The organism is Terriglobus sp. TAA 43, from assembly GCF_000800015.1.
Taxonomy (GTDB): Bacteria; Acidobacteriota; Terriglobia; order Terriglobales; family Acidobacteriaceae; genus Terriglobus.
Genome location: NZ_JUGR01000001.1, coordinates 1,006,087 through 1,031,291 on the forward strand (window position 1 = coordinate 1,006,087; position 25,205 = coordinate 1,031,291).

The window sequence follows — 25,205 nt, forward strand, 5'->3', positions numbered from 1 at the left end:
TTTTCATCCTCTTTCTCAATGCAAACGACAGAAGCTGCCATTTTCAGGCAGCTTCTGTCGTTTGCACGCCATCGAACACTTTATGAATGTCGATGAGGATAAACAATCCGCTGAATTCGACGTAGTGGAGCCCGAACAGGCAGAAGCAGTCATTGAGCAGAAATCCCTGGGCGAGCGCATCCGGCGTCTGCGCATGAAACGCTCCATGGGCCTGGTGGAACTCGGAAAAAAGACAGACCTCTCTGCATCCTTCCTCTCTCAGCTTGAAACCGGCCGCGTGGTTCCCACCGTACGCAACCTCGCCCGCATCGCTATGGCATTCCAGAAGGACCTCTCCTACTTCTTCCATGACGATGCCCCCATCACCTTCCGCATCCTTCGCCGACAGGAACGTGTGCGTCTGCAGCGCAACGCCAACGCCACCGCAAACTTCGTCACGGACAGCCTTTCCGCCCTCATCTCCGACTCCAGCATGAGCCCCTGCATCGCCGATTTCCGCGCACTGGAAGAGGAAGTGTCATTCCAGCCGCGCCTCTTCGAAGGCATCGAGTTCACACTCGTCATGGAAGGCCGCCTCACGCTCGTATCAGAAAACGAAACGCGCACACTCGAATCCGGCGATGTCGCATGGCTCGACGGCGTCCGCCGCCGTCGTTACACCTGCGAAGCAGGCCACACCGCGCGCGCCATGTTCATCACCCGCCACCGCCGCAACTAGCCGCATCTGCGAGACACTGAAGAGGTGTCCGCATCTTCAAATCCGTGGTCGCCACTTCCCTCTGCGTGGCGCACCCGTGCGTTCGCAAATCCCGGAAGCATCCTGCTCGAATCCTCGTTGCCCTCCGCAACTGAGCACACATCCCTGCTCTTTGAAGACCCCTTCGAGATCCTCACGGCCAACGCGCCAAATGATCTCCCCGCACTCTTCGCAGCCATCGAAGACGCATCGCAAAACGGCTACTGGGTAGCCGGATGGATGGCCTACGAAGCAGGCGCACACTTCCTCCAACTCCCCGCGCGCGCAACATCAGGCCCCGTGGCCATCTTCGGCATCTATCGCCAGCCGCAAACCTTCGATCACACCGCACACCACGAACCTGAAACAACACCACAAACACAGCCGCTACAACTCGCGCTGATGCCCACCATCACGCCAGCGCAATACACTCCCGCCATCGACCGCATCCAGCAATGGATCGCCGCCGGCGACACCTACCAGGTCAACTTCACCACGCCGCTCACCACGCCCTGCCCCCACACACCGCAGCAGGTGTACGACGCCCTGCACGCGCAGCAGCCATGCAGCTTCGGCGCCATCCTCAACCTGCGCCCCAACAGCACCATCCTCTCCTTCTCACCCGAACTCTTCTTCAACGTCGACGCCGCAGGCAACATCGCCACCCGCCCCATGAAGGGCACATCACCGCGCAGCGCGAATCCAGCAGAAGATCACGCCCTCGCAGAAGCCCTGCAACACGACGAAAAGAACCGCGCAGAACACGTCATGATCGTCGACCTCCTGCGCAACGACATGAACCGCATCTGTCGCATCGGCAGCGTCCACGCAGCCAGTCTCTTCGACGTCGAAAGCCTCTCCACGGTCCATCAGATGACCTCCACCATCCGCGGCCAGTTATCCGCAGACACACCGTGGTACGAAGTCTTCCGCGCACTCTTCCCCGGAGGCTCCATCACCGGCGCCCCCAAGCGCCACACCGTCGAGCTCATTCAACAACTCGAAGCATACCCACGCGGCGTCTACACCGGAGCCATCGGCTATTTCGCGCCCGACCGCAGCGCCTGCTTCAACATCGCCATCCGCACCGCCGTTCTCGAAGACAACACACTCACACTCGGCGCAGGCGGAGGCATCGTCGCTGACTCCACAGCCACCTCCGAGTACCGCGAGATGCTGCTCAAGGCCTCCTTCGTGCAACGCGCCTCGCAGCCCATCCAACTCATCGAAACCATGCGCGCAGAGAACGGAAGCGTCCCGCTGTTGCAACATCATCTGCAACGCCTGCAATCCTCAGCAGAAGCGCTCGGCTTCACATGCGACACAAAGCAAATCGAAGCCTCCATCCACGCAGCAATCAATAAAGCAACACCGCAACGCGTGCGTCTCCTACTGCACCGCAACGGCGAAGCAGAAATCACCATCGCCGAAGCACCATCATGGCCGCAGGAACTGCGCCTTCGCCTAAGCCACCAACAAACACGCGCAGACAGCCCACACCTGCGCCACAAGACCAACTTCCGCCCCGAGTACCAGCCGGAGCTCGAAGCCGCGCTCACCAACGGCTTCCACGACACACTCTTCCTCAACACCGCAGGCGAAGTCACAGAAACCTGCATCGCGACGTTGCTCGCAAAGATTGACGACCGCTGGTTCACACCACCGCTCCGCAGCGGCGTACTCCCCGGCGTCTATCGCGAACAACTCATCGCCACCGGCCAGATCGCTGAACGCACACTCACCCTCAACGACCTGCGCAACGCCACATCCATCGCACTCTGCAACGCCCTGCGAGGCACCGCCCCCGTCACTTCCCTGCAACTTCCTGACGGCGAAATCATCCATTGGAAGTCCCCCTCGGACCTCCCATCCCTCCCTGCGTGATAGAACCGAAAGGGCAACATTCTTAAGCACAACGCTTAAGCAGAACGAAGATCCGCGCCATCAGCCTGAACAACAGAAACTCAGACGCAAGTACGAAAGGAAAGTTTTTTGGAAGCAGCAATCGCAGTCGCCGCCATTCAGGCCATCGCCATCGCCGCGGCCCTGTGGCTCAGCGCGCGCCATCGACTGCTCGATCGCGGCCTGCCTTACCTCGTCTCGCTAGCGGTCGGCGTTCTTCTTGCGACAGCATTGCTACACATCCTTCCGGACTCCATTGCGACGCTCGGGAACACGCCCGCGCTCTGGCTCGTCTTCGCAGGAACGCTCTTCGCCATGTTCTGCTTCGAGCGCATCTTCGCCACGCTCACAGGCCACCCGGTAGAAACACCCGCCGCAGGCGAATCCGATTGCGGCCCGCACCATCACCACGGCTCGCGCCCGCTCTCACTCATCTTCGGCGGCACACTCCACAGCTTCGTCGATGGCGTAGCCGTCGCCGCTGCCTTCCACACCGGCCGACGCATCGGCTGGCTCACCGCCGTCGCCATCACCTTGCATGAAGTCCCGCATCGCATGGGCGACTACGCCTTGCTCACGCACCTCAAGGTAGGCCGAGGCCGCGCCATCCGCCTCATCACCATCGTTGGCATCGCAGCCCTGCTCGGCGTAGCGCTCGTCCTCGCGGCAGGCCATCTGCAGCTGGGCGGAGCAGTCTCCGCAACAGACTGGCTACTCCCCATCAGCGCCGCCAGCTTCGTCTACATCGCCATGGTCAACCTCATGCCGGAACTCGCCAGCGAAGCCACCCTCAGCGGCGTCCTCCTGCAACTCCTCAGCATGCTCGGCGGAGCCACTCTCGTGGCCCTCATCATCCGCCTCCCCGGCGCCTGATCCATAGCCACTCGCAGAATCTGCTTCACTTATCTGTCGGCTTCTTCGGACGAACAATCAAAGTCCCAGCCATGTTGGGATGAAGCGTACACAGGTAGTGAAAAGTGCCGGGTGTTTTCGCCACCAGCTTCCATGAAGCGCCAGGGGCAAGCGTGCCAGAGTCAAAAGCGCCACCCTGGTCGGTCACAGTATGCGGAACAATGTCGCTATTCACCCAAACGACCGTGTCGTCCACGTCAACTGAGGTGGAAAGCGCCTGGAACGCGAAGCGATTGATTTCCACTCGATGCGTCGCGTGCGGTTCCACAGCAGCGGGCTGAGCGCGAAGCTCCGCCGCCATGGAACCAGCTCGCAGACAAAGCAGGAGTGAAGCAAGCAGAGAAACATGCTGTCGCATAAGAATTGCCTTAGTGCAGCGAGGTCTGGATCATCTGCGCGTGCTTCAGATGTCCTTGAAAAGCGGGCGCTGCGCCCACAAGCGCATTCTTTAGTTCTGCATTCTGCGCATTCGGAATCAGCACGTTGCTGACGGCATCAATCACCGCCTGGTGATACGCCACTTCGTTGTCGATATAGGCCTTGTCGTACGCATCACCATGAAGCGTTTTCAAACGTGCAGCCGTAGTCGCGGCCTGGCTCTTCAGCGAAGCTGCGGTTGGGCTGGGTGCCGGTACAACATGCAGCTTCGCGCCTAATTCTTTGACTGACTTCTGCAAAGCAGAATGATCCGTCACCATCTGTTGTGCGAACGCCTTCACCTCAGGGCTATGAGCCTTCGCCAGCGCAGCATTCCCGGCATCAATGTCAATCTGGTTGGCCGCCAGAACAATGCCAACAATCTGTGGATCGGTAGGAGCCTGCGCACGCGCCGATGCTCCCAGTGTTGCCGTAACTCCCGCAAGCACGCCTGCTAGAACGATACGTACTGTCATAACCACTCTCCCCGGCAAAATAAATTCTTGCCGCTGTCCTGATGAGTCGCGAAGAGCGCATCGGTTACGCATTATCGAAAGAATTTATTTCTTCCTCTCTGGATGTAACCTTTCCTCACCTCGTCCATCGTTAGGGATAGGGAGCATGTTCGAATGACGCCGGCAACACCCGTTTCATTGCTCGCAAACATTTCCATCAGCGACGAAGAGGTTGTAACTCGCGTGCTGGCGGGTGAAACCGCGCTCTTTGAGATCCTGATGCGCCGCCACAATCAAAGGGTCTATCGCATCGTGCGCGGTATCGTGCGCAATGACACGCAGTCAGAAGACATCATGCAGGATGCCTACGTCCGGGCCTACGAGCACCTCTCCCAGTACCGTGGGCAAGCTGCCTTTGGTGCATGGTTAACGCGCATTGCTGTGAACGAAGCACTCGGACGACTCAGAGGCGTAACTCGATTCGAGGAACTCAACGAAGGAGACGACAGCATGGATCGATTTCCTGCCTCCCAGCCCACGCCAGAGCAGGCGGCGATCCACGCGGAAATGCTTCGCTTGCTGGAAACCCTTGTCGACGCGTTGCCCGACGGAAATCGCGTCGTCTTCATGATGAGAGAAGTCGAAGGCATGGATACGACCGAAACTGCCCACGCACTGTCCATCACAGAAGACAACGTCAAAGTCCGCTTGCATCGTGCTCGTGCGGCTCTGCGTCAGGGACTGTCTGACCTTGCAGACAATCGTGTCCGCAGCGCATTCCAGTTCCACGCCACGCGTTGCGACCGCGTTGTTCATGGCGTTTTCGAACGATTGGCGAACTAAAACTTCTACTTCAAGCCTCTCAGAACAACTATCGCGCTTTGAGCCGCCACCTGTAAAAACCATCAGTTGTTGGTTGAAACAGCGCGCACTAGCGTTTCCGTGAAGGGACGACGGAAACCCATGGCGAAATCGAAGACGCAAGCGAGCGCAACTCCTGAACCGGCTGCTGTAGGCACCCCCAACATCCTTCCACGACCTGACTTTCATTTCCCCGGCGAGATTGGCCGCACCTATCTCGACTCCGATCCGGCCAAATTCCCCAAGCCTGTACAAGCTCCGGAAGGCGCTCCAAACATCCTTCTCATCCTCATTGACGATTGCGGCTTCGGTGAATTCAGTACCTTCGGCGGCGGCATCCCCTCGCCCACCATGGATCGCCTCGCCGGTGAAGGACTGCGCTACAACTGCTTCCACACCACGGCTCTCTGCAGTCCCACGCGCGCCTCCATCATCACGGGCCGCAATCATCACGACGCAGCTTTCGCGGGCATCACTGAGATCGCCACCGGCTACGACGGCTACACCTGCATCCTGCCAAAGTCTTGCGGCACCATCGGTGAAGTCCTGCGCCAGAACGGCTATATGACCGCATGGATCGGCAAGAATCACAACACGCCGCCATGGGACACCAGCGCCGCCGGGCCATTTGATCGCTGGGCCAACGGGCACGGCTTCGATTACTTCTACGGCTTCAACGCCGGAGACATGAATCACTGGGACCCCATCCTGTACGAGAATCGCAATCTCGTCCCTCGCTCCACCGATCCCGACTACCACCTCACCGTAGACATCGCAGATAAGTCCATCGCTTGGGTTCGACAGGCCACAAGCATTGCGCCAAGCCGCCCCTTCTTCCTCTACGTCGCACCCGGCGCCACTCACGCTCCGCATCACGCACCCAAAGAGTGGATCGATAAATTCAAAGGCAAGTTCGATGAAGGATGGGATAAGTACCGCGAACAAACACTCGAACGCCAGAAGAAACTCGGTGTCGTCCCCAAGGACACCAAACTCACCGAACGCTCCAAAGGCCTTCCCGCATGGAGCTCTCTCAATGCCGATCAGAAACGCCTCTACGCACGCATGATGGAGGTCTTCGCTGGTTACGGCGCTCAGTGCGACTACGAACTAGGCCGCATCGTTGACGCCGTAAAAGCACTGCCCGGCAGCGACAACACCATCATCATTTACATCGCAGGCGATAACGGAGCCAGCGCCGAAGGCGGCCTCGATGGCTCACTCTGCGAGAACCTGTTCTTCAATGGCTTCTCAGAAAAATGGCAGGACAACATCAAGGTCATTGACGAGCTCGGTGGCCCCAAGCACTTCAACCACTTCCCGGCAGCATGGGCGCACGCCATGAACGCGCCGTTCCAATGGACCAAGCAGGTGGCCAGCCACTTTGGGGGCACGCGCAATCCCATGATCATCTCCTGGCCCGACCGCATCAAGGATAAAGGCGGTGTGCGCTCGCAATTCACACACGTGATCGACATCGTGCCAACGCTCTATGAGGTCTGCGGAATCACCGCACCACGCGAGCTGAATGGCGTTGCGCAAAAACCAATCGAAGGTGTCAGCTTCGCCTTCACATTTGAAGATGCAAAGGCTCCAAGCCACCATAAAACGCAATACTTTGAAATCGGCTGCAATCGTGGTCTCTATCACGATGGTTGGATCGCATCATCACCTTCATTCGTTCCCTGGGAATCGAATCGTCCTAACTGGGATCCTGATACAGCTCCATGGGAGCTCTATAAGCTCGATGAGGACTTCTCCCAGGCAAACGATCTCGCCAAGAAATACCCTGAAAAGCTGCGCCAACTACAGGATCTGTGGTGGGTAGAAGCTGCCAAATACAGCGTCCTTCCGCTGGATTGGCGAGCCACAGAGCGGTTCAACTCCGAAGCGATGGGTAGACCCAGCCTGATCGCCGGACGCACCACCATGACCTACTACCCCGGCACCATCGGTCTGCCCGACGCGGCATCGCCACCCATGCTCAACAAATCCTGGACGATCACTGCCGACGTGGAACTCACCGGCGACAAGACGAACGGCATGGTTGTTACCCACGGAGGACTCGAAGGCGGCTACGGCCTCTACCTTCGCGACAATGTCCCCACCTTTGTCTACAACTTCCTCTCTCTCGATCGCCCAACCTTCACCGCGAAGGCCCCATTGCCAAAAGGCAAAACAAAGTTGGTCGTTGACTTCGCATACGACGGCGGCGGCATCGGCAAGGGAGGCAAGATCACCATGTCAGCCAACGGCAAGAAGATCGCCGAAGGCCGTCTTGAAAAGACCGTCCCCATGCAGTTCTCGCTTGGAGAAGGTCTCGACGTCGGCTGCGACATCGGCTCGCCGGTCGACTTCACCTACGAGTTGCCATTCGTCTTCACCGGCAAGATCGACAAGGTCACCATCGAACTCAAACCCAAGGCAACCGTTTAGAAATCAAGCGGCGATTCAGTCCAAACGAAAGGGATCTTAGTCATGGCAGTTGCCAAGAAAAAAAGCGTCGCCCGTAAACGCACCGCAACGAAGGATCAGGTCGACCGGTCCTCTCTTCCCTTACCTGAATCGAAGTTCAAAGGCGTTGTCGCCAAGACCTATGTCAACTCCATACCGGATTGGCCGCAGGTACCTAAGCCACCGGATGGCGCGCCTAACGTGCTCGTCATCCTTCTTGACGACGTAGGCTTTGGCCAGGTCAGCACATTCGGCGGTCCGGTTCCTACGCCTTCACTCGACAGGCTGGCCTCTCGTGGTCTTCGCTACAACCGCTTCCACACAACCGCCATCTGCGGACCATCACGCGCTGCACTCCTCACAGGGCGCAACCATCACAACTGCGGCGTCGGTTTTCTCGCAGAGTGGGCTACGGGCTTTCCCAGCTACAACAACATGATCCCGAAGAGCACTGCCACAGTAGGCGCACTCCTCAAGGGCAACGGCTATAACACCGGCTGGTTCGGCAAGAATCACAACACCCCCGACTGGGAGAGTAGCGTCGCCGGACCATTCGATCGCTGGCCCACCGGCATGGGGTTCGATTACTTCTATGGCTTCATCGGCGGCGAAACGAATCAGTACTACCCCGTGCTGTTCGAAAACACAGTCGCCGTAGAACCGGGCAAGTCACCCGAAGAGGGCTATCACTTCCTCACCGACATGACGGACCGCGCTATCAACTGGATCCACTACGGAAAATCAGTCGCACCGCAGAAGCCATTCTTCTGCTATTTCGCACCCGGCGCCGCCCACGCACCACATCACTCGCCCAAAGAGTGGAAGGCCAAGTTCAAAGGCAAGTTCGACGCGGGCTGGGACGCAGTGCGCGAAGCAACGTATAAACGCCAACTCAAACTAGGCGTCATCCCGCCCGATACCGAACTCACCCCGCGCCCCGAGTGGGTCGAGCCATGGGATTCGCTCTCCAAAAACGAGAAGAAACTCTACGCCGCATTCATGGAAAACTACGCCGGTTACCTCTCCTTCACTGATCACGAGTGCGGACGATTGCTCAAGGCAGTGCAGGAATTACCGGATGCCGATAACACGCTGATCTTCTTCATCGTGGGTGATAACGGCGCCAGCTCAGAAGGCGGCTTCTCCGGAACCGTGAATGAGGTGATGAACCTCAACGGCATACCTTCCAGCCTTCAAGAGAACATGAAAATCCTCAAAGACATCGGTGGCCCCGACACCGAACCGCACTATCCGCTCGGATGGGCATGGTCTGGCAACGCACCATTCCAGTGGGTGAAACAGGTCGCATCGCACTTGGGTGGATCGCGCAACCCAATGGTCGTAGCGTGGCCAGCAAAGATCAAAGACCACGGAGGAGTACGAACCCAGTTCACACACCTCATCGACGTGGTGCCAACGATTCTCAATGTAGCTGGCATCCCTCAACCCAAATCAGTCGATGGCGTAAAACAGAAACCAATGGACGGTGTTTCCATCGCGTCCACCTTCGCTAGCCCAGACGCGAAGCCCGTGCGCGAACGCCAGTACTTCGAAATCTTCACCAACCGCGCCATCTACGACAAAGGATGGATCGCCTGCGCGCAACACACGCTGCCATGGCGACAGGACGTAGCGCCGGGTCATTGGGAGAAGGATCGCTGGGAACTCTACAACCTCGACGAAGATTACAGCGAAGCCAACGACCTCGCAGCCCGATATCCCGCAAGGCTCGCGAAGATGAAGAAAATCTTCGACGAAGAGGCCCGCAAGAACCATGTCTATCCGTTCGACGATCGCGGTGCAGAGCGCCTGTCTGTTCCCAAGCCCTCGCCCGGCGGCGCCGATCCAAACCGAACAAAGTTCACTTATTACGCCAACGCATCGCGTCTTCCTGAAACGGCTGCGCCCAACACGAAGAATCGCTCCCATCGCATCACTGCTGTCATCGAGATGCCAGCAAGAGGCGGCGAAGGTGTCATCGTAGCGGAAGGCGGTAAATCAGCGGGCTTCGCGCTGTATGTACAAAAGGGCAGGCTCGTCTACCACTACAACTACTTCGAGCGAGTACGAACCAATCTCGTATCAAGTATTCCACTGCCAGTTGGCAAATCCACGGTCACCATGGAGTTCGCTTATGACGGAGGCGGTCTCGGCAAAGGCGGCGAAGTAACGATTGCCATCAACAAGAAAGTCGTCGGCAAAACGCGCATTGAGAACACGGTAGCTGGCCGCTTCGGTATCGACACATTCGGTGTCGGCTCCGACACCGGCTCACCGGTGACAGATACCTATAAACCGCCATACCCCTTCACTGGCAAAATCGACCGTGTCGACATTCAGTTGGGACCCATGAAGCTCAGCCCAGCCGACGAAACCAAACTGCACGAAATGCACACGGCATTCGCCGGATCACACGAATAAACACACGAGCGGTTCTTGGGAGAAGAACGAACAATTCCCTGAACCGCTCACCCCCGCCTCACCATCGCCTGATCATTACCTGTCGACTCTGGCCTGCGCTGCGACGTCGGCCGTTAGTTCATTCAAGCGCGACAGGAACACTTTCAGAATGGGAGACGGATTCGCTTTGCGATAACCGATCGAAAGATCGATTTTGGGGCCGCTTCCCTCCAGCGGGCGAGTCGTCACCGCATCAGGAAGAAAGGTCTTCGCATACACGGGCAGCAGAGCAATGCCACGGGTCGACGCAATCAGCGACACCACGCCACCCAGATTGTCGACCTCATGGCTGGGCCGTATCTCCATGTCATTCTCATGCATGAATCGATCAATCGCGCGACGTAGAGCAGGCTGTTTGCCTGAGATGCTGAGAGCGGTCCCGGAAACACTGATAAATGTTTGATTCGCAATATCCGCGAGACTGACCGCGCTCTTGGCCGCAAGAGGATGATCTGCAGGTAGAAAAACTTCGAATGGCTCATCCACCAAAGTTCTGAAAGCCAGGTCATCGCTGCCGTCTTCTCTGCGTAGAAACGCCACGTCAATCCCGCCGTGTAAAAGAGCGGTGGCAAGCTGTGGAGAGTTCTGTGTCGAAATCACGATATGAATATTCGGCAGATCATCCCGAAGAAGCCTGAGCGCACCCGGTAACCACGTGGTGTCATGGCCAATCATGAATCCCAAAGCAAACGACGGCTTCGTCGGATAGGCAATTTGCCGCGCCGATTGCACCGCGACTTCAGCCTGCGAAAGCATTACGCGCGCATGGTCCAGAAACACTCGGCCCGCCGGAGTTAGCTCAACGCCCTTCGATCCTCTTACAAAAAGCGAAGCGCCGACCTCCTCTTCCAGGTCACGAATCTGGCGGCTAAGCGAAGGCTGTGTTGTGTTCAGCTTGTTTTCGGCTGCCAGCTTCAGACTTCGCGCTTCTGCCACCGCAACGAAGTATCGGAGATGTCTCAGTTCCAAGTGCCACCTCTGCACAAAAAGCATAGCCCCTCAGCCTACAAAGCAATTCCTCTGGCGACGTTTCGGCGCTATTTTTGCAAAACAGGTCCTTGGATAATGGCGGTCTTGCCCCTGAAACTCAGGGTCTCTCGCTTTCTCCTGATCTTGAAGGACATCACGGGTTATCAGAAAGGTAAGGAACATGCCTCATTCTCTTGAAGGAAAGATCGCGCTGGTCACAGGCGGATCACGCGGCATCGGCGCTGCAATTGCCAAACGTCTCGCTTCCGATGGAGCCAGCGTAGCCATCACCTACGCAAAGGACGCGAACGCGGCTGCTGTCGTGGTCAAAGCGATTCAGGACGCAGGCGGAAAGGCCATCGCAATTCAGGCAGACGCAGTCAATCCCGAAGCAAGCGTGGCAGCGGTTGAAAAAGCAGTAAGCGAACTCGGCAAGCTCGACATCCTCGTCAACAACGCCGGCACGGCAATCCCGAAGCCATTCGAAGAGACATCGCTGGAAGAGATGGAACATGTCATCAACCTCAATATCCGCGGCGTCTTCGTCACCACCCAGGCAGCATTGAAACGCATGAATGACAACGGCCGCATCATCATGGTCGGCTCGTGTGTCGGAGAGCGAAACCTCACGCCTGGGCTGGCTGCGTATGCAGCAACAAAGGGCGCCGTGAAAATGTTCGCGCAAAGCTTATCGCGAGAGGTTGGTACGCGCGGTATCACCGTCAACAACGTGCAGCCCGGCCCCATCGACACCGATCTCAATCCCGCAGATGGCGACTGGGCAACACCTCAGATCGCTGTCACAGGTCTCAAGCGCTACGGACATGTGGACGAGGTCGCAGCTCTCGTCGCATTTGTCGCCAGTTCGGAATCGTCCTACATCACCGGAGCGAATTTGACCGTAGATGGTGGTACCAACGCTTAGTAAACAGCGGCCTCATCAGGCATCGAGTCTGGAGGCCGCTGAACTGTTTCAACGGAATCGCAAATGATATTGAAGAACAAGGTTGCTCTCGTAACAGGCGCTTCAAGAGGAATCGGACGCGCCACAGCCATTGCCCTCGCTGAGGCTGGCGCGCGCGTTCTCGTTCACTACGGTCGGTCCGCACAGGAAGCCGAATCGGTTGTCGCAGCCATCCGTTCCAAAGGCGGACAGGCGGAGGCCTTGGCATCGGACCTGGCTACGCCTAGCGGAGCAGCCCAGATTGCAACGCAGGTGGGTTCACTCACCGAAGGCCACCTCGACATCGTGGTTTTGAACGCGGGTATCAGCAAGGCGGCACGCATCGCCGACTACAGCGCAGAGGATCTTGACGCTCTCTTTGCGACAAACGTTCGCGGACCATTTCTGCTCGTCCAGCAACTGCTCCCGTTCCTTCGCGAAGGTTCAAGTGTCATCGCCATCACTTCCGTCGTGGCTCGCGAGGTCGTCGGCAATCTCGCACCGGACAAGCCTTCGATCCTCGCCTACGCCTCCACCAAGGGAGCACTCGAAACCCTGGTGAAGAATTGGGCTGCCATGCTGGGCCCACAGGGCATTCGCGTCAATGCCGTAGCGCCGGGTGTGATCGACACGGATATGTCGAACTTTACAAAGACAGAAGCCGGAAGAGAGATCACCCTCCAAATGCAGGCGCTCAAACGCATCGGCAAACCGGAAGACGTAGCCGACGTAGTCGCCTTCCTGGCCTCTGACGCTGCTCGCTGGATCACTGGTGCCAGCATCCCCGTGGATGGCGGATCGAAGTTGTAGCGGTGCCGGAAATGGCTGTCAAGCCCCAAACCGACTCAACCCCAACAAACCAAAAGAAATACAGTTGGCATGGTATTTCCGCCGAACGACTAGAATAGAAACAGAAGAGAAAGGGGCCGCGCCGAGCGCGGCCCTAACTCGTTTAGAAAGACGATTTTGCCTCTAAACCCAATGGGCAGACGATTTTACAGCCACCCAATCCGTAACCCCAATAGAAAGACGATTTTAGAAAACAAGGGGGAGGGGGTGGGTATACCACGCACCCAATCAGATTCCACAAACTTCATCGCAGAATTCCGTGCAAATCTGGTCAAAATCTGACATAATCGTAGGGTTGGTCTGAAACATCGGACCCGGCATCAGGAGATCGTCATGGCAAAGGTATGCCCCATCACCGGCAAGCGTCCGATGAGCGGAAACAAAGTGTCGCACGCGAATAACAAGACGCGTCGTCGCTGGGAGCCGAACCTGCAGTGGAAGCGCATTTGGGTTCCTTCAGAGAAGAAGTTTGTGCGTATGCGCGTGTCCGCGCGTGGTCTGCGCATCATTAACAAGATCGGCGCTGACGCCGCTCTGCTCCAGGCGAAGGGATAAGACACAAACATGCGTACCCTCATCAAGCTCGTCTCCTCCGCTGGCACCGGTCACTTCTACACCACCAGCAAGAACCCCAAGACCACCAGCGCTAAGCTGGAGTTCAAGAAGTACGATCCGGTCGTGCGCAAGCACGTTTCCTACCGCGAAGCCAAGATCTAACTCTACTTCGCAACTCGTACCAGGAAACTGATGCCGCGATACCGAATGGTTCGCGGCATTCGTGTTTCCGCATGGCATCGCAAGCTTCCACCACGAGACTCCCATCCTTCAACGGAGGCTGAGCACGGTGCTTCACACGCTCCTGCAATCTCCATAGAAACCAGCGGGTTGTCTCCGATGAGTGGAAATCCTGCAGCTTAGAGGCGACACGAACCGCCAGTATGCATCTCACGGTATTGACACCGCGCTATCCCCCAGCACGAAGCGGTTGGTTCAGGAGGTCCATCCGGATGCCAGCATCTGTTCGTTCCTTTGCACTCTGTGCCACACTTTCCATCGGCCTGCTTGCGGGCTGCCATTCGAACGATGCCAGTGCAACTGGCGCAACCACAGTCCGCCTGCCCGACGGCACCACACAGGTCATTCCTCCCGGTAAACCCCTGCCCGTAGGTTCCACCGTCGTAGCGGTGGGCAACGGCAGCGCTCCCATCTCCCCGGCAACCGGTACACCGGTGAACCCATCCACCGGAACACCAGCGCCGGCTACAGCCACCACACCCGCCGCAGTTCCGGTGCCCGCGCCTGTCGCCACGACGCCCGTCGCTCCGGTAGCAACACCAGCCGCTCCGGCGGTTGCAGCGGCACCTGCACCTCCACCGGAACCCGCACCACTGATAGTCCCCTCCGGCATCACCGTGACCATCCGCACCACCGAGTCCCTCTCGGCAGAACATAGCGGTGGAGTAGGAACGCCGTTCTCCGGCTCCCTCAACAGCGCCATCGTCGTCAAGGGTGTTACGGCCTTCCCGCGCGGAACAGCGGTCAAGGGCGAGATCACCAGCGCCAAGGGCCGTGGCCGCATCAAGGGCGAGGGTAACCTCGGCATCGCTCTGACTGCCATCGGCAACCACAGCGTCCAGACCAGCGAGTACGTTGCTGTGGCTAAGGGTCGCGGCAAACGCTCTGCCGGCTTCATCGGTGGCGGCGCAGGCGCAGGCGCCCTCATCGGCGGTCTGGCCGGTGGTGGCAAAGGTGCCCTCATCGGTGGTCTGGCAGGTGCGGGTGCAGGCACAGCAGCCGGAGCCTATACCGGAAGCCGTGATGTCACCATCCCCGCAGAGAGCGTGGTCAGCTTCACCCTCCGCTCATCCATCAAGGTGCGCTAATAAGCCCACTTGACACGGCGGCAACCCCACACCCCTCCCCCATTACAAAGGGCCACCCACCGGGTGATCCTTCCTACTACCGAACAAAAGAAGAAGCCCCGACGCTGCAATCGTCGGGGCTTCTTCTTATCACCTGCAAGTAGCAGGGTTACGCACGATCAAGCTCGTGCGGAATGTCGTACTCATGCAGCATCGCATGCGCGACTGTCGGTTCGTTCATCACCTTGTGGAACGCCACCTGGAACTTCTTCATCTCGTCCGGTGTGCCAACGGTGACGCGAACGTAAGTAGGCATGATGGGCCATACACGACCGATCGCCACCTTCTCCTGCATCATCATCTTCTGCACTTCCATACCCGGCCGCTTCACGTCCACCATGAACATATTGGCCTGGGCACCCGGTACAAAGGTGTAGTTGTTCTTCTGGAGGAACGCCAGGGTGTCGTCCAGTACGTCGCGGTTGATCTTGCGACGCAGCGGCACCAGGTTCGGATCGGTCAGGCTGGCTGCGGCAGCGGAGGCCGAGGTCAGCGAGATGGAACCAATCTGGCGATTGTTAACGGTGACATTCTCGAAGCGTGCCAGCAGGTCAGGACGACCGAAGGCGAAGCCTGCGCGAACGCCAGCCATACCGTAGATCTTGGAGAACGTGCGCAGCACGATAATGTCCTGATCCTGCGCGACCAGATCGAGTACCGAATCCTGATTGGAGAAGTGGTGGTAGGCCTCATCCACGATCACGACGGAACCCGCAGGCTTGTTCTTTACCAGCCAGGCGATGTCTTCCTTCGGAGTGATGGTGCCGGTGGGATTGTTGGGATTCACGATGTAGTAGGCGCCGGGCTTGGGGTCGGCAGCGAGCATCGCCTTCACGTCATACTTGTAAGTCGTCTTGTCGAGCGGGATCATATGACACTTGGCTTTACAAGTCGCTGCAGCGCGGAAGCCCTGCTCATACGAAGGATCGCCCACAACGAGCGGCTTATCCGGACCGATGTTGGAATACAGTGCGAGATCCAGCGGACCACCCGAACCTGGGTACACGCGAACGTAACCGGGCTTGAGCTGGAACTGATCGCTGATGGCCTTCGTCATTGCAGAAGAGTATTCACGGTCATAGCGGCCACCCTTCTTGGCAGCAGCACCGATCGCTTCCAACGCGACGGGAGCCGGTCCAAGCGGATTCTCGTTAGAGGAAATGATGACGGTGTCAGCAGCCATCGGCATGCGCATGCCACCACGCTGACGGCCGTTCGGGCCATCTACCGGAGCCTGTGCGGCAGCCTGCTGGCTCATGGCTTTTGCAAAGGACGGCATCGCTGCAGCTGCAGCCGATGCGATACCCGCGTTACGCATGAACGAACGACGGGAAAAGTACTGCTGGGCGGAAGCGAAGTTCTTCAAATCCATTTACGACTCTCCTCAGGGTGAACTGCGGTGTTCGAATCGGAGGTACACGTCGGTGAAGCCAACGCGGCTCTGCGTTTGCAAAGAAAACCTGTGTTTGAAGCGGACTCCGACACACAGGACGGCTGATTTGTATGTCGATGTGTAATCACAATAGCGTGAATCCGGCGATTCGTGGAGAGGGATTTCTAAAAAATTTTCTGGAAAGTTCACTTTCCTTACAAACTGGCGTTCTGCCCGCAGTGAAGTTTCGCTCTTTTGCGAGCACATTCCGTCACCACTCACCCGCCGCTGCAGATGCGCATGTGGTTGATTTCACTGCATAAACGAATGCTCGACGACATAGATAGGAGCCTTCAAAACGTCGTATGCGTCTACGTCGAAGCAGATCGCTCGCAGTCCCAAAAGAAATTAGTTTGGTATCCAAACCATCTCGGTGTGCGCGAAATCGGCGTCGCTATTGCGGAGCCCGCGATCAAATTCCCGGCAATCCAACGCAAGAGGAGTTCTTTCAGGGCACATCGACTCGGGGATTCTGATTCAGCTTTTCGTACCATCGTTCTGCTCGAACGAACAAAATCAGTTCACCAGGAGTTGCGCGCGTAGCGGCATCACCACAGGTATTCTCTGCAGCAATTCCCTTCGCCGCGATATCGGCAAGGTTGTAGCCAACCGGCGGACCATAGCGTTGAGCACGCCGGCAATCTACTGCACCATCGCTACGCACAAGGATGCGCACGGGCTCTCCAATCGGAGCCGGCATCAGAGCAACGCCACGCCCATTGGTCGCCAGGATGTATCCGTTGCCGGACGGTTCGTCGTACCACAGCTTGACGTGTCCGCCCGCAATAGGACTACCGTTGCGGCCATCCAGCAAACGAATGCGGAAAGAATGTGAGTAGGGTGCTGCGCTCTCCGGAACTGGAATCGCAGTAGAAGATTGCGGCACAGGAGCCACGGCAATACCACCGGAAGCGCCTGCCTGCTGCTGTGCATGAGCCAGCGTAACCATTCCCAACGCAACCATCGCCAACAACTTCACTGCCTACTCCTGTCCAAGTGATGCATGTACGACTCTATCGCGTTGCTGGAACATCAACCTTTCTACTGCAAAGACAAAACCGCCTCCTGCACAGTCAACGAGTGCAGGAGGCTAATCCGAAATAGGGTTGTTGCGATGGACTACTTGGAAGGTCTTGGCGGTGTCAGTTTGAGATACGTGATGCTGAAAACGACAATACGTCCGGATGTTCGTAGCTGCATGCCATACTGCTGTTCAAAGCGGACGTCATAAGCTAGGCGGTGTTTGATATCAGTGAACTTCCATTCACCCCCCGCACCGAATCCACGATCGCGATAGCCTCGCGTCAGAGGACTCACCGCAGACCCCGTATCAGCCGATAGTTTCTGCGAAGCGTAGCCAACGAATCCAGCATTCATCTGGTACTTGAAAAACCGATGGCCAAAACTATATTCGCCATTGAAAATCGGCCCAGGCTTTAAATCTTCACCCAGCTTCGAATGATTGAATTCCCAGATGGTAAGCGCAGATGCATTCCACAGTTTCTTCTTATCCAGACTGATAGACATGCCGCCCGAAACCTGATGCTCCCAGAAGCCCAGTCCTGGATTCAGCGGGGAACTTGGATCAAAGTCTCCCGTGGGTGCATAAAAGGCATAGTTCAGCGTGTAGTTTGCAGCACCCTTCGCCCATCCAAGGTTCACTGGCTCAAACAAGATATCGGAGACACCGGCCGACTGCGCCGATTTATCAAACAAGTTCGAGTTGAAGCGAGTATTGAGCACGGGCACCATGAAGGCCACGCCATACTCGCCGCCCAATATTTTCTTCTGCGATATATAGCTATACGCAGCAATCGCTCCGCCCACATTAATGTCCGGCTTCAACACGGTATTGCCATTGGGCCCCTTGATGCTGCTCACCGGTTCTACAAGCCCGAATCCCGCCGCATAAAATCCCGGGGGCGCGGATGTGCCATTGTCCAGGCCAGTAAACCCACCGATGTAGTGGCCGACCTGCTGCGCCCCGGCACATGACACAAAGAGCGAAATCGCCAAGGCAGTGGTCAGGAATGCGAGGCGCGCTTCTGTACGCACGCTCGTTGCAAATACCCTATTCCTCGTCAAGGACGCGTCTCTGTGCATCTCAAATCCTCTGCATCAAGCAGACCGCGCCCTGTAATTTGAAACAACTGTCAGTTCCTGCAGGTGCGCATTACAATCCTCCGGGGTTTGCACGCTGGCTTTTGCCGTTGCGAACCTCAAGCTTGATGCCAGGGAGAACGGTCAGAATGATGCGTTGGAAGTCAGTGGTTGCAGCGGGATGTGTAGCAGCTTTGAGTGTGTGTGCACAGGCACAGCTTGAAGGATCGCGAATCGACACCGCAAGTGTGAACCATCCTGTAAAGGCCATCCAGGACACGGAAACGCCCGCACAACGCGATGCACGCATGGCATGGTGGCGCGACGCACGCTTCGGCATGTTTATTCACTGGGGCCTATACTCCATCCCCGCAGGCACGTGGAATGGCAAACAGATTCCCGGCATTGGCGAATGGATCATGAACAACGCCAGCATCCCGGTAGCTGATTACAAGGCGCTCGCGTCACAATTCAATCCCACGGGCTTCAACGCACACGACATCGTCGCGCTGGCAAAAGCCGCAGGCATGAAATACATCGTCATCACATCAAAGCATCATGATGGCTTCGCGATGTTCGACTCCAAGGCCGATCCCTTCAACATCGTTGCCGCCACTCCATTCCATCGCGATCCATTGAAAGAACTCGCAGAAGAGTGCCGCAAGCAGGGTGTGAAGCTCGGCTTCTATTATTCGCAGTCGCAGGACTGGACAGCGCCCGGTGGTGGAGCGTCGATGCGTCCCGGACACGACCCCAAGACACATCATTGGGACAAGGCGCAGGATGGCAGCTTTGATGAATACCTGCACAAGAAAGCCATTCCGCAGTTGACGGAACTGCTGACGAATTACAAGGACTATCCCGTAGTTGTGTGGTTTGACACTCCTGGAGATGCGATGACGCCGGAGCGTTCCGCGGAGATCGTTAAGCTTCTTAACAAATACCCGAAACTGATCTGGAACAACCGCCTTGGAGGAAAGTATCAAGGTGATACGGAAACACCCGAACAGTTCATTCCGCCGCAGGGATATCCCGGTCGCGACTGGGAATCGTGCATGACCATGAACGACACATGGGGCTACAAGTCGTACGACAACAACTTCAAGTCCACCGAAACGCTGGTGCGCAATCTGGTCGATATCGCCAGCAAGGGCGGCAATTACCTGCTGAACATTGGACCAGACTCGCATGGCATTGTTCCTTCTGCAGAAGTAGAACGCCTGCAACAAGTGGGCAAGTGGATGAGCGTGAATGGCGAAGCCATCTATGGCACCTCGCCCACACTCTTCGGGCCGGAAGCAGGTAGCTTCAGCAAAACGGAGATCAACGAGAAGACCAAGCAGCCCAAGTGGATTCCGTCGTGGGAATGGCGCTCTACCACCAAGGCTGACAAGGTCTACATAGAAATCTTCAAGTGGCCCGGCACCACGCTGCACCTGGACAAGATGCCGCGCAAGGTCACTGGCGCCTATCTGCTTGCGACGAAGAAGCCGCTCACGTTCAAGCAGAACGGTGACTCGGTGGACGTGACACTACCAGCGAACGCAATCGACCCGATCGCAAGTGTCGTGGTGTTGAAGACAGCGAAGTAATTCGCTCACGGAAGATGACTCGCCAGTAAGCGCTCTGCTTACTGGCGATTTCTTATTTTTCCGCAGCATGTAACGGAGTAAGTGTGCGGACGCTATCGATTGGTACTTCGATCGCGCCCATCTTGTCCGTTGCGACGTCATGCACCACAATGCGCAGAAAATAATCTCCCTTGGCGGGAACACTGATCTCCTCGTGAAACTGGATCCCCTGCTGCATGTCCTTCTGCAACTCCTGCTGCGTGGCAGACGCGTGAAGCTGGTTGATCAAGTGATTCATCAACACGCCCTCGGCACTGTATACAAGCACGGCAACATCAAAGCTGGCGCGGACGTTATCGTCGTCGCCGTGTTCGAACGCCAAGTCAGTGGGGTTCACAATGGTGTCGATCGTGTAGCGCTGGAATGGGCCGGCAACATTGGCTGCCAGAAGATTGTGGGGAGCTGCCTCAGCTTCTTCCGGATTGCCTGCACTAGCCGGGAAGACCGCCGACTTCAGGAATATCTCCGTCGGTTCAGGTGCACCAAGTGAAGTTGCTCCAAGCATGGCCGCAGAAGTTTGTGCCGCAACGTTGGTAGATGACGCAAAGTAGCCACGCCGGTAACGCAACGTGTAGGCGGAATTCGCAAGCTGTAGCTTGATCTTGCGATAGCCACCATCAGTCTTTGTATTCGTCGGGGTGTACGTCAGCGTGTAGTAATCGGCGCCATCTGTGAGCGCGGAAGCGACAGCCTCGGCAAGACCATTCGTGTCGTGAAAGGCCCGTCCTCCGGTGGATTCTGCCATTTGGTTCATCGTGTCGTTTTCGGCAACAATGGTCGCCTGAAAATCCGAATTATCGATTGCAGCGCGGCTGGGTTGAGAGCTATGCAAGCGATTCGCATAGCTCTTGTTGTTCTCTGCTTCAAAGACAGGTGATACACGCAGCCCAGCGGCACCCACTGGGTAGACTGCGACCTGTGCCTGCGCCAGCAGACTGGTTGTCTTACGAAGTTCGGATTCGTAGTTTGCCATGGTAACGAAGGGATTGTCGGGTAACTGAATACTGCTGGGAAAGACATTCAGTGGGAACGAGCCCGAGAGCCATACCAGATTCTTACGTCCTGGTAGGCCAGAGAGATAGCGGCCCAACTGGTTCATAGCTGCCAGTGTCAACTTCACGCGAAGATCCAACTGATTCGCATTCGTTTGAGCTTCAAACTGTCGCAGTGATGCCACGACCGCCGGAGATGCACCCATATTCTCCATCTGGTCAGCAAAGGAGTCGTGCAGTTGGTCGGGCTTCAGGATTGTTTCCCTTGTTCTAGCGGACTGCATCACGGCGCGCAGTTTTGTCAGGTCCGTTATAGGTCCCTGCAACATGGAAAGCTGCGATCCGAGAACGAAAATGCCGATGCGCGTGCCGTTAGTGGCCCCTTTCAGAAACGTCACTAATTGCCGGTGCAGATGGACTTGATCGATCTGATCGGTATTGAGGCGGTCAATCAGCAGGATGTTGGTTACGTTATCCGGCGGTGTCGTCGTGAAGTTTGTGAACATGCCGGGGGGCATCTGAATCCTGGCCACCTGATCCGATGAACCAGCGACGTGTTCTTCAAAGTTACGTGGCACCTGTGGCGCATTGTCTTCCGTCAGGCGAAAATCCGTTGCCTTCAGGCCATGAACCACCTTGCCGTTGTGATCGGTAACCACAACGTCGACCAGAACAAGTCGTGCTGCTGTCTTTAGAGTTGGCGTGTCAGTGGAAGGCTTCTGCGCCAGTAGAGGCATGACAATAAATGCTGCAAGGTATTTGAGCGCGCGCGGCATGAACGTTCCTTTGTGTGGAACATTGAAGCACACATCGCCAACAACGCTTCAGACGTAGGTTTGCACCATCCGGCGCCACCACGGCCAGTCGTGCCCCGTGTTGTCTCCCCACACATCCAACCGCACAGGAACGTCCTTGTTACGCATGATTGCTGCCAGGCGCTCATTGTCATTCCAGTACTGGTCGTGGTGTCCTGTCGCCAGAATATAAGTGTTGTGACGATAGCGATCCAGATACCAGTGATCGTGCAGGTTTGGAAGAAAATCCATAGGCAGCGTGAAGTACAGGTCGTCGCAATAGTAGCCGTGGAGGAAGCGACCAACATCAAACGCACCGCCCATGGACAGCGCCGCATTGATCTTGTCCGGATGGCGCAGAGCCATGCTCATGCTGTGAAACCCGCCGAAGGAGCATCCCATCGCCGCCAGCATCTTGTTCCGATTGCGCGTCCGGATGTACGGAAGCAGTTCGTCCAAAATGTGATGCTCATACTGCAGATGCCGTGCAACACACCAACTTCCCTCAGCACCGTCGGAAAACCAGCTCTCGTGGTTGACCGAATCAGCGCACCATAGTTGAATTTGGCCGCGATTGATCTTGCTCTCCAGCGCACCTACCATTCCCTGATCTTCAAATTCGTAAAACCGGCCACGGGAGGTAGGAAAAACAATCACCGGCAAACCATCCTGCCCAAAGACCAGCCACTCCATGGAACGCCCCAGGGACTGGGAGTAGTCGACGTGGTATTCGCGGTGCATGGTGCGGCCCTCCGGGTAGTAGGTGGGATGCCGTGCTCTATCGATATGGACGCATAGTACAGTCTTCGGACGCACTTACGGCGCGGAAAGACGAATCGTCTGGCATCCTTCGCAGGAAGAATACTCGATGGGTTTCGCTATAACGGTGAATACCTTCTAACGACTCTGGCAGGTTGCTGCTTCGGCCTCATCCGCGATTTTTTAACGTGCAGGGGCCAAGAAGCCCGTGTTCAGCAACGTGAAAAGATATCGGAATGACGGTTTATGGAGGATCTTACCCATCCCCTTCTTGTATTTTTAGCCCCAATAGCCCACAATAGATAGGTTGGAATGTGTTGCGCGCACCGCCGTCGGTGGCAGACATTGCGCAATTTCCGCTGCCCTGTGCACCGGCCATCACCAAGACATTGTTTGTGAGTGAGGAAGTAACCAAGTGGTCATGATTCGTTTGGCGCGCGTTGGAGCGCGTAAGCAGCCCTACTACCGCATCGTTGTGATCGAAAAGGACCGCGCCCGCAATGGCCGTTCCATCGAAGTGGTTGGTACCTACAACCCGCGTACCGAACCCGCAACGGTCAGCCTGAAGCGCGACCGCATCGACTACTGGACCGGCGTTGGCGCCCAGATGTCGGATATTGTTGCGAAGCTCGTCAAGAACGCGCCGGCGACCGAAGCAGTGGCTGCTTAAACCACTGTAAGGACGTTCAACCTCGGGCCGCGGTCCTATGCGCTCAATATCCTGCATAGTTCCGCGGCTGTCTTATTTCAGTCACTTCTGGCGGTACAGGATCATCTAAGTTCGGAAGAGTCTCGCTGCCCGGCGTAGTGTATGGTTGCTGAGCGGGTGTGAAATCTCATTCCCTTCCAAGGTACGTATGACGGACCATTCCTCCCCTGAATCTGTGAACCACATCTCTGAGCTTCTTACCGGGATTGCGAAAGCCCTAGTAGACCACCCGGAAAACCTGCGGGTAGAATCAGAAGCTTTTGAATCCGAAACCGTTATCCGCCTCTTCGTTCATCCAGACGATTTGGGCAAGGTCATAGGCAAGCAAGGGCGTACGGCAAGGTCGCTGCGAACCATCCTCAGCGCCGCCGGAAGTAAGGCACAGCATCGCTACAGCCTGGACGTGCAGTCGGAGTAAGGCAGGGCCTATGGCAGTGGAATGGAGCACGCTCGCGCGCGTGGTACGTCCGCAGGGACGGCGAGGCGAAGTACTGGCCGACCTGAAAACGGACTTTCCGGATCATTTTCGCCAATATCCCAATATCTTCCTTCGCCTTCCAGAGGGTGAGCCTCAACCCACCGTGGTGGAAGACTCGTGGCTCCCCACGGGGCGAAGTGCTGGACGCATCGTGCTGAAACTGCGCGGTGTCGATTCCATTTCCGATGCCGAAAAACTACTGAATGCAACAATTGAAATATCTTCAGATCAGCGACTTACACTCACAGATGGAAACTATTACGTGAGCGATTTGATCGGCTGCCAGATGGTGCACCATGGCGATATGGTGGGCACCGTCGTTGACATGCACTTCCCGCAGGATCCCACTGGGAAGCGCATTGAAGATGCCGCGGCCCTCTTCGTGGTGGAGCGTGCCAATGGAGACGAAGTACTGATACCGTTCGCCAACGCCTTTGTCGCCAGCATTGACACAACGGCTCGCAAAATCGAAATGAACCTGCCGGATGGCCTGCTGGAGATGAACGGCTAGCGCCTCCGTTTACGCTGAGGAATAGCGACTCCATCATGGCCCTGCAAGTCGACATTGTGACGATCTTCCCTGCTTTCCTGGAAAGCACACTGCGTTATGGCGTGGTGGCGCGGGCACTGTCCGCCGGGATTGCCTCGGTAAACTGCATCGATCTGCGGAGCTTCACCCACGATCGGCATCGCACCGTAGATGACCGCCCCTTTGGCGGGGGCGAAGGGATGGTTTTAAAGCCAGAACCGCTAAGCGAAGCCATTGAATCCCTCGGCATTACCCCAAAGCCAAATCGCGACACGCAGAAAGAGTCCGTGGTCCTGCTCTCGGCCCAGGGTCGCCCATTCACCCAGTCTGTTGCCCAGGAACTGAAGTCTCTGGATCGCCTTGTGCTGATCTGCGGGCGTTACGAAGGCGTGGACGAACGCGTGAATGCGCTTTACTGCGACCGCGAAATCTCCATTGGCGATTACGTGCTTTCCGGCGGCGAACTGGGTGCGGCGGTCATCGTGGACTCGGTCGTCCGGTTGCTACCAGGCGTACTCGGTAATCCCGATTCCGCGCATTATGAAAGCTTCGGCCACGCGCATGACAGCGAACAGGCCGAAGACGCTCCGCCACTGGCCATGTCGCCTTCAGCGGGGCTTCTCGATTACCCGCACTACACGCGTCCCGCCGAGTTTCGCGGCATCACCATTCCCGAGGTTTTGGCAGGCGGCGACCACACCGCTATCCGCAAATGGCGTCGGCAGCAGGCATTGCGCAAAACGGCCGCGAATCGACCGGATCTTCTGGAAACTGCGGCTCTATCACCGGACGACAGGCGATTCCTCGCAACATTGCGTGAGAATTGACGAAAGCTGCAACGCGAATGCACCAACGCACACGCGATTTATGCCCACTTTTCCAGATTTTTGCGGTACACTGG

General features: G+C 57.0%; 24 protein-coding genes. 16 read left to right on the forward strand and 8 right to left on the reverse strand.

Annotated features, from left to right (window positions below; all coding sequences use genetic code 11):
- The first annotated feature begins 82 nt into the window (after positions 1 to 82).
- The 3 genes from M504_RS04195 to M504_RS04205 all read left to right on the forward strand — a co-directional run bounded on the left by M504_RS04195 (position 83) and on the right by M504_RS04205 (position 3,511).
- A complete protein-coding gene (locus tag M504_RS04195) occupies positions 83 to 718 on the forward strand; it encodes an XRE family transcriptional regulator (protein ID WP_084214377.1) in 636 nt (211 codons plus the stop codon).
- Positions 719 to 742: 24 nt separating this feature from the next.
- Positions 743 to 2,620, forward strand: coding sequence for an aminodeoxychorismate synthase component I (pabB, locus tag M504_RS04200; protein WP_052200360.1), 1,878 nt, complete (start codon positions 743 to 745; stop codon positions 2,618 to 2,620).
- A gap of 108 nt (positions 2,621 to 2,728) precedes the next feature.
- On the forward strand, positions 2,729 to 3,511 hold the full coding sequence (locus M504_RS04205) for a ZIP family metal transporter (RefSeq protein ID WP_047488341.1): 783 nt from the start codon (positions 2,729 to 2,731) through the stop codon (positions 3,509 to 3,511).
- A gap of 25 nt (positions 3,512 to 3,536) precedes the next feature.
- Here M504_RS04205 and M504_RS04210 read toward each other — a convergent pair whose 3' ends face one another.
- Both M504_RS04210 and M504_RS04215 read right to left on the reverse strand, forming a co-directional pair.
- Positions 3,537 to 3,908 (reverse strand): plastocyanin/azurin family copper-binding protein, encoded by a 372-nt coding sequence (locus M504_RS04210; RefSeq protein ID WP_052200362.1) that lies wholly within the window; start codon positions 3,906 to 3,908, stop codon positions 3,537 to 3,539.
- A 10-nt stretch (positions 3,909 to 3,918) separates the two neighbouring features.
- Positions 3,919 to 4,443, reverse strand: coding sequence for a DUF4142 domain-containing protein (locus M504_RS04215; RefSeq protein ID WP_052200365.1), 525 nt, complete (start codon positions 4,441 to 4,443; stop codon positions 3,919 to 3,921).
- Positions 4,444 to 4,596: 153 nt separating this feature from the next.
- Between M504_RS04215 and M504_RS04220 the strand changes: the two genes are divergently transcribed.
- The 3 genes from M504_RS04220 to M504_RS04230 all read left to right on the forward strand — a co-directional run bounded on the left by M504_RS04220 (position 4,597) and on the right by M504_RS04230 (position 10,158).
- Positions 4,597 to 5,265, forward strand: a complete 669-nt coding sequence (locus M504_RS04220) for an RNA polymerase sigma factor (protein WP_047488351.1) — start codon at positions 4,597 to 4,599, stop codon at positions 5,263 to 5,265.
- A 120-nt stretch (positions 5,266 to 5,385) separates the two neighbouring features.
- Complete coding sequence (locus M504_RS04225; RefSeq protein ID WP_052200368.1) at positions 5,386 to 7,719, forward strand: arylsulfatase; 2,334 nt, start codon at positions 5,386 to 5,388, stop codon at positions 7,717 to 7,719.
- A 42-nt stretch (positions 7,720 to 7,761) separates the two neighbouring features.
- A complete protein-coding gene (locus M504_RS04230; protein ID WP_052200370.1) occupies positions 7,762 to 10,158 on the forward strand; it encodes an arylsulfatase in 2,397 nt (798 codons plus the stop codon).
- Positions 10,159 to 10,233: 75 nt separating this feature from the next.
- Here M504_RS04230 and M504_RS04235 read toward each other — a convergent pair whose 3' ends face one another.
- The gene (locus M504_RS04235; protein ID WP_047493420.1) at positions 10,234 to 11,166 is read right to left on the reverse strand and encodes a LysR family transcriptional regulator; all 933 of its coding nucleotides are present in this window, start codon (positions 11,164 to 11,166) and stop codon (positions 10,234 to 10,236) included.
- Between the two features lie 181 nt (positions 11,167 to 11,347).
- On the opposite strand from M504_RS04235, the gene M504_RS04240 reads away from it, so the two are divergent.
- The 5 genes from M504_RS04240 to M504_RS21075 all read left to right on the forward strand — a co-directional run bounded on the left by M504_RS04240 (position 11,348) and on the right by M504_RS21075 (position 14,841).
- Entirely contained in the window at positions 11,348 to 12,091 is a 744-nt protein-coding gene (locus M504_RS04240) for a 3-oxoacyl-ACP reductase family protein (RefSeq protein WP_047488353.1), read from the forward strand.
- Between the two features lie 63 nt (positions 12,092 to 12,154).
- The gene (locus M504_RS04245; RefSeq protein ID WP_047488355.1) at positions 12,155 to 12,919 is read left to right on the forward strand and encodes an SDR family NAD(P)-dependent oxidoreductase; all 765 of its coding nucleotides are present in this window, start codon (positions 12,155 to 12,157) and stop codon (positions 12,917 to 12,919) included.
- 372 nt (positions 12,920 to 13,291) lie between these two features.
- A complete protein-coding gene (rpmB, locus tag M504_RS04250; RefSeq protein WP_047488357.1) occupies positions 13,292 to 13,513 on the forward strand; it encodes a 50S ribosomal protein L28 in 222 nt (73 codons plus the stop codon).
- A gap of 9 nt (positions 13,514 to 13,522) precedes the next feature.
- A complete protein-coding gene (rpmG, locus tag M504_RS04255) occupies positions 13,523 to 13,675 on the forward strand; it encodes a 50S ribosomal protein L33 (RefSeq protein ID WP_047488360.1) in 153 nt (50 codons plus the stop codon).
- A gap of 290 nt (positions 13,676 to 13,965) precedes the next feature.
- Positions 13,966 to 14,841 (forward strand): hypothetical protein, encoded by an 876-nt coding sequence (locus M504_RS21075; RefSeq protein WP_052200373.1) that lies wholly within the window; start codon positions 13,966 to 13,968, stop codon positions 14,839 to 14,841.
- A gap of 148 nt (positions 14,842 to 14,989) precedes the next feature.
- Here the strand turns inward: M504_RS21075 and M504_RS04265 are convergent, their stop codons facing one another.
- The 3 genes from M504_RS04265 to M504_RS04280 form a co-directional block, all read right to left on the reverse strand.
- Positions 14,990 to 16,252, reverse strand: a complete 1,263-nt coding sequence (locus tag M504_RS04265; protein WP_047488363.1) for a pyridoxal phosphate-dependent aminotransferase — start codon at positions 16,250 to 16,252, stop codon at positions 14,990 to 14,992.
- A 508-nt stretch (positions 16,253 to 16,760) separates the two neighbouring features.
- Complete coding sequence (locus M504_RS04275) at positions 16,761 to 17,291, reverse strand: hypothetical protein (protein WP_232296151.1); 531 nt, start codon at positions 17,289 to 17,291, stop codon at positions 16,761 to 16,763.
- Between the two features lie 140 nt (positions 17,292 to 17,431).
- Entirely contained in the window at positions 17,432 to 18,397 is a 966-nt protein-coding gene (locus M504_RS04280) for a transporter (RefSeq protein WP_198137519.1), read from the reverse strand.
- 164 nt (positions 18,398 to 18,561) lie between these two features.
- Here M504_RS04280 and M504_RS04285 point away from each other — a divergent pair, with 164 nt between their 5' ends.
- The gene (locus M504_RS04285; protein ID WP_198137520.1) at positions 18,562 to 20,004 is read left to right on the forward strand and encodes an alpha-L-fucosidase; all 1,443 of its coding nucleotides are present in this window, start codon (positions 18,562 to 18,564) and stop codon (positions 20,002 to 20,004) included.
- Positions 20,005 to 20,056: 52 nt separating this feature from the next.
- Here M504_RS04285 and M504_RS04290 read toward each other — a convergent pair whose 3' ends face one another.
- Both M504_RS04290 and M504_RS04295 read right to left on the reverse strand, forming a co-directional pair.
- Positions 20,057 to 21,811, reverse strand: a complete 1,755-nt coding sequence (locus M504_RS04290; protein WP_156993510.1) for a VWA domain-containing protein — start codon at positions 21,809 to 21,811, stop codon at positions 20,057 to 20,059.
- A 48-nt stretch (positions 21,812 to 21,859) separates the two neighbouring features.
- Positions 21,860 to 22,570 carry an esterase family protein gene (locus tag M504_RS04295; RefSeq protein WP_047488377.1) on the reverse strand — a complete coding sequence of 237 codons (711 nt, stop codon included), beginning with the start codon at positions 22,568 to 22,570 and terminating at the stop codon, positions 21,860 to 21,862.
- 439 nt (positions 22,571 to 23,009) lie between these two features.
- Between M504_RS04295 and rpsP the strand changes: the two genes are divergently transcribed.
- The 4 genes from rpsP (at position 23,010) to trmD (ending at position 25,131) form a co-directional block, all read left to right on the forward strand.
- Positions 23,010 to 23,258, forward strand: coding sequence for a 30S ribosomal protein S16 (gene rpsP / locus M504_RS04300; protein ID WP_047488381.1), 249 nt, complete (start codon positions 23,010 to 23,012; stop codon positions 23,256 to 23,258).
- 187 nt (positions 23,259 to 23,445) lie between these two features.
- Positions 23,446 to 23,715, forward strand: coding sequence for a KH domain-containing protein (locus M504_RS04305; protein ID WP_198137521.1), 270 nt, complete (start codon positions 23,446 to 23,448; stop codon positions 23,713 to 23,715).
- A 10-nt stretch (positions 23,716 to 23,725) separates the two neighbouring features.
- On the forward strand, positions 23,726 to 24,286 hold the full coding sequence (gene rimM / locus M504_RS04310; protein WP_047488384.1) for a ribosome maturation factor RimM: 561 nt from the start codon (positions 23,726 to 23,728) through the stop codon (positions 24,284 to 24,286).
- A 41-nt stretch (positions 24,287 to 24,327) separates the two neighbouring features.
- Positions 24,328 to 25,131: a tRNA (guanosine(37)-N1)-methyltransferase TrmD gene (gene trmD, locus M504_RS04315; RefSeq protein WP_047493429.1), complete on the forward strand. Its 804-nt coding sequence runs from the start codon at positions 24,328 to 24,330 to the stop codon at positions 25,129 to 25,131.
- Positions 25,132 to 25,205 lie beyond the last annotated feature (74 nt).